Raw genomic sequence first — 1554 nt, forward strand, 5'->3', positions numbered from 1 at the left:
TGATTCGGGGCGTTTGCGTTTGTATGGGCTAAACGGCTGGCAAATCCGCACTCAGGCCAGCAGCTCGATCATTCGGGCTGCGCCGAGTACCGATATTGCGCGCTTGAGGTTGTAGGCCTGTACCGCCAGTGCCATTTCAGCTCGTGCTCCACTGAAATGGCGCATGAGAAAGCGGCCGTTACCGAACAGCCATTGTTTGAGGTTGCCAAAGGGATGTTCGACGATGGAGCGACGTCTGACCATCATGTCGGGGTGTCCCTTAAGCCGTTGCTCCATGCGCTCGAAGGTATCCTCATGGGCATGCCGGCTAATGTGCCGCCGTTGGGCCTCTGTGCACTTAGCCTTTAATGGGCAGTTGGCACAGTCTTCGGCGCATGCGGCATAGAGACGACTGCCGCGATTATGCTGTTTGAGTGCTAGTGCCTTGCCCGCTGGGCATTGGTAACTGTCTGTAGCGTCGTCGTAGGTGAAGTCGGTGCGCTTGAACAGCGCGCCATCGCCCTGATTATTAACGCCGCGATTCGGCGGCACAAAGGCTGTGATCCCTGCGTCTTCACAGGCCTGGAACTGTGCACCGTTGGAATAACCCGCGTCGGCTGTGGCGGTTAGCTGTTCTTGCTGCAGAACCGCCTTGGCTGCTTTGGCCATCGGCTCAAGCTGCTGATTGTCGGTGCAATCGTTGGTCACGGCGTGGTGCAGGATCAGGCAATGCTCGGCATCGACGGCGGTCTGCACGTTGTAGGCCACGCAAGCACTGTGCCCCGAACGGCGCATTTTCTTGGCATCGGCTTCGCCTTGCACGAACTGCTCCAGTCCTTGCTCCGTCATCAGCGCTTGCACGATCAGGTTGTCCGCATGACGATCCTGCAACTGGCGCAGGGCCTGTTTGACTGCGCTGCGGTCAATCGCCTCCTGCGTATCTTCAGCGTCACCAGCGTCCAGCTGGGCCAGGTATTGCGCGATGTGCTTCTCCAGCTTCGCCTGTTGGCGCTTGAGCTGCTCGACGCTCAAGTGCTTGCGCAGCGAAGCCACCGCCTGGAACTTGCTGCCATCAATGGCCACCACTTGCCCGCTGATTAACCCCACCTGGCGGCAGAACTGCACGAACGCCCTGCACGTCGCCTGAAAGGCTGCGCTGTTGTTCTTGCGAAAGTCCGCGATGGTCTTGAAGTCCGGGGCCAGGCGACTGAGCAGCCACATCACTTCAATATTGCGCCGGCACTCGCTCTCCAGGCGTCGCGAGGAGCGGATGCGCTGGAAGTAGCCGTACAGGTATAGCTTGAGCAAATCTGCCGGGTCATAGCCTGGACGCCCTGTCTTGAGCGGCTCGGCCTTACTGAAGCCCAGGGTTTGCAGATTCAAACGAGCCACATAGGCCTCGATAACCCGCACCAAGTGATCTTCAGGAACCATCTCCTCCAACGTTGGCGGAAACAGACTGCTCTGCTGACGGCCTTCACCTTGGATGTAGCCCATAAACGACAATGCCCCCATCGACCGATGGGGGCATTGTCTTCAACTCGCCTTCAGACCGCTAGGTTTTCACACAGTCTG

Annotated in this window: 1 protein-coding gene; it reads right to left on the reverse strand. The window is 58.7% G+C overall.

What is annotated here, in order from left to right; genetic code table 11:
* Positions 1–51: 51 nt before the first annotated feature.
* Complete coding sequence (locus NAV32_RS17540) at positions 52–1476, reverse strand: IS1182 family transposase (protein WP_256054056.1); 1425 nt, start codon at positions 1474–1476, stop codon at positions 52–54.
* Positions 1477–1554 lie beyond the last annotated feature (78 nt).

The organism is Stutzerimonas stutzeri, assembly GCF_024448695.1.
Classification (GTDB): Bacteria; Pseudomonadota; Gammaproteobacteria; order Pseudomonadales; family Pseudomonadaceae; genus Stutzerimonas; species Stutzerimonas stutzeri_T.

Bases quoted from the DNA above. Each gene is read 5' to 3' on its own strand.
- NAV32_RS17540 (WP_256054056.1), bottom strand. From the start codon at position 1,476: ATGGGCTACATCCAAGGTGAAGGCCGTCAGCAGAGCAGTCTGTTTCCG.